This window comes from Martelella sp., from assembly GCF_984369615.1.
Genome location: NZ_CFHTCS010000421.1, coordinates 1 through 3,412, shown reverse-complemented (window position 1 = coordinate 3,412; position 3,412 = coordinate 1). Strand labels below are relative to the sequence as shown.

Below are 3,412 nucleotides of genomic sequence, written 5' to 3'. Positions count from 1 at the left end.
TCATGAAGGTTTGTGGCTTGATCAGCAGCCCCTTCTCGCCGGCAAGGCTTCCTTCGGAAATCAACCCCTTGAACTTCGCGGACCAGGGCGAAAAGCCGTTCTTGTCGGCAATCGCATCGACGGCCATGAAGCCGATATTATGGCGGTTGCCGGCATATTGCCCGCCCGGATTGCCGAGACCCGCGATGATGAACATGATGCGCCGTCCTTTTCGAAAATCGGCCTTGTTCCACAGTGTTTGCGGGCCGATGTCAATATGCGCCCGGAAAGCTCAGACGTGCTTCAGCGCCTCTTCGAGCGGAAGCGGCGGTGCGAACAGGTAGCCCTGGCCATAGGCCACGCCGATGGCGCGCACCTGCTCGGCCTGCAGCGCGTCCTCCACCCCTTCGGCGACCATGGTGCAGTCCATTTTGCGGGCGATCGCAACAATGCCTTCAATCAGCCTGCGGCTGCGGGCGGCGAGGACGGCGTCGCTGTGGGTCAAACCCTTGGTGAAGGTCTGGTCGATCTTGATCGTATCGACGTGGAAGCGCGTGAGATAGGAGAGCGAGGAATAGCCGGTTCCGAAGTCATCGAGCGCGATCCTGCAGCCCATCTCCTTCAGCATGCGCAGGCTGTCGGAAACCCGCCGGTTGTCTTCCATGAAAACAGCTTCGGTGATTTCGACGGTAAGACGGCCGGCGTCAATGCCGTGGGCTTCGAGCTCATCGGCCATGAAGGCGACTTTCTGAGGCGTCAACTGCACCGGCGACAGGTTGACGGCGATATGCAGCCGGTCGTCGCCGCGCGCGCGGCTGAGCGCGCCAAGACCCGAAAGGGACTTGGTGAACAATTGCCGGCCTGCGCGATCGATCCACTTCGTCTCTTCGGCGATGGCGATGAATTCGGCCGGCGGGATCAGGCCCTTCTCGGGGTGGTTGAGTCGCATCAGGGCCTCGAAGCCGATGATCTGGCCGCTTTTCAGGCAGGTGATTGGCTGAAAGTTCGGTTCAAACAGGTTTTCCTCGATACCGCGCAGAATGTCGGCTTCCGTCTCCCTTCGCCTCTTCCTGCTCGCAAGCATCTGCGGCTCGAAATTACGAATGCCGTTGCCGCCTTCCGCCTTGCGCGAGGTTGCCGCGATGGCCGCAAAACGGATGAGATCTTCGCTGTCGGCCGCATCGTCCGGACTAAAGGCGATACCGATGCTGACGGTAACGGAAATGGCCGCCGCTCCTATCTGGAATGGCTCGGCGGTGGCTGCATGAAGCGCCCGGGCGATCGACTCTGCCGTTGATGGCGCGTCCGCGCCGGCCACGGCGACCGCGAACTCGTCGCCGCCCAGCCTGGCCGAGAGGGATGCCGTTTGCAACGCGCGCGCGGCGCGCTTGACGAATGCGCGCAGAATCTCCTCGCCGGCGGCGTAGCCATGGTGATCATTGACCGCCTTGAACCGATCGAGGTCGACGATCAGGCAGGCGATCCGGTTTTCCGGCGCGGCACTGGCCACAAGGTCTGCTAGCATTTTCTCGAAGCCGACCCGGTTCACGAGGCCGGTCAGATAGTCTGAGAACTCCGCCGTGATCGGCTTGCCGCTCTTGCCCGTCAGCTCCGAGATGTCCTGGATTACCGAAAGCGTGTAGGCCTTTCCATCGGGCATGAAAACGGCGGTTGCCGAGAACCAGACGTCTGAAACGGAACCATCCGCCCGCCGGAACCGAAGCGTCCCCTTTTGCGGTCTCTGCTCCGTGCGCATGTCCGAAAGGCGTTTTCTGATCATTTCCCGGTCAGGATCGGCGAGAAATTCGGTGATCTTGACGCCGACGACCGCCTCGCGGCGATAACCGCTCTGCGTGAGCCACCCCTTGCTGACGTCTACGAGATGCCCCTCTTCGGAGACCAGGCTGGCCATGTGGGTCTCGCTGTCGAAAAGATGGCCGAAAGGAGCCGGGATGTCGTCTTGTCCGGCGCCGTCACGTCGCTGGGGCGAGCGGTTGTCGCCGCGTCCCCGGCCAGGCCCTTTTGCGTCCCGCAGGTGATTGCCGTGCGCGATGTCCCGTTCGAGCGCGCGCCGCAGACGCCAGATGCCCCACAGCAGGGTTCCGGCGGCCATCGCTGCCGCGAGCGATATCCACCAGAACCCGGCATGACTTGCCGTCCGGTCGGGGAAATAGATCCGGATGCGGCCGATCTGCCCGGCGTCACCGTCCGGACCGGCGACCAGCGGACGGGTAAGCGAGGCAAGGCCGGCGTCATTGCTCCCGTCCTGAAGCATCAGGTCGAGCGTCCCGGTCTCGTTGCGGATCTCCAGTTTTTCGATTTCGGGCGCGTTCTTGATCGCAGCCGCAATTTTCTCGATTGTCGCGTAGTCTGCCGCGGCCAAAGACGCGGCGAGCCCCGGCGCGCTGATCTCTGCAAGCTGGGCAACATGGCGCGAGACCCGCACGTGATCCGTTTGAATAGTCCAGAGCGAATAGAGCGAGACCGTCAGCAGGGCCAGGCTGGCGAGGCAGGCTCCTGAGAGGGCGATCAGAAGGTCTTTCTGGAAGCGCAGTCTGATCATGTGCGTATACGTGGTCCCTTTTCCACGGTCAGTCTCGATAATGCGGACGAGCCTGCCCGGGCCGCAAAAGAATGTAAGCATTGACTTCCATAAAACATGCCTTCTTTTTAGCGGGCTCGCAATAAGAAACACCTAACGACCCGGAACCGGCCAACGGACGATCGGCACAGAGTATCTCGCGCCGCCATTCTGCCTGCTTTCGAAAACAGAAGAAGCCGCGGGCACGCCCGCGGCTTCAGCATCTGCAGACATGGGTCCCGGAGGTTTATTCTTCCGAGGCATCGCCCTCGTTTTCGGCTGCCTCGTCCGCCTCGGCGCCGTCCTGCTCGGACTTCAGACCGGCCGGAGCGGCGATCGTTGCGATGGTGAAATCGCGGTCGGTGATGACCGGGGTCACCTTTGCAGGCAGGTCGACGGCGGAGATATGGATCGACTCGCCGACATTGACCGTCGCAAGGTCAACAGTGATGCTGTCGGGAATGGCGTTTGCCGGGCAGTGAAACTCGACCTCGTGACGGACGATGTTCAGAACGCCGCCCTTCTTGATGCCAGGGCAGGTGTCTTCATTGATGAAGTGAACCGGGACGGCAACCGTAACGGTGCTCTTTTCGGAGATCCGCAGGAAGTCGACATGCATGACGAAGTCGCGGACCGGATCGAGCTGGTAATCCTTCGGCAGGACCATGTACTTGTCCTTGCCGACTTCGATCGTGAAGGTCGTGGTCATGAAGCCACCGTCGAAGATGCGCTTGGTCACTTCCTTGCGGGAGACCGCGATCGAGACGGGGGCTTTCTTGTCGCCGTAGATGACGGCGGGCACCAGGCCGTTGCGGCGCAGTTCGTGGGAGGACCCCTTACCGACCCGTTCGC

2 protein-coding genes and 1 pseudogene are annotated in these 3,412 nt (G+C 61.8%); all 3 read right to left on the bottom strand.

The genetic code is table 11. From position 1 onward, the window contains the following. Positions 1 to 196: pseudogene (locus tag AC5DC2_RS21505) on the bottom strand (aminoacyl-tRNA hydrolase); the annotation flags it as partial. Positions 197 to 271: 75 nt separating this feature from the next. Further along, positions 272 to 2,542: a putative bifunctional diguanylate cyclase/phosphodiesterase gene (locus AC5DC2_RS21500; protein ID WP_491699957.1), complete on the bottom strand. Its 2,271-nt coding sequence runs from the start codon at positions 2,540 to 2,542 to the stop codon at positions 272 to 274. Between the two features lie 265 nt (positions 2,543 to 2,807). Then, on the bottom strand, positions 2,808 to 3,412 hold a 605-nt coding region (locus AC5DC2_RS21495), incomplete at its 5' end, for a 50S ribosomal protein L25/general stress protein Ctc (protein ID WP_491699956.1).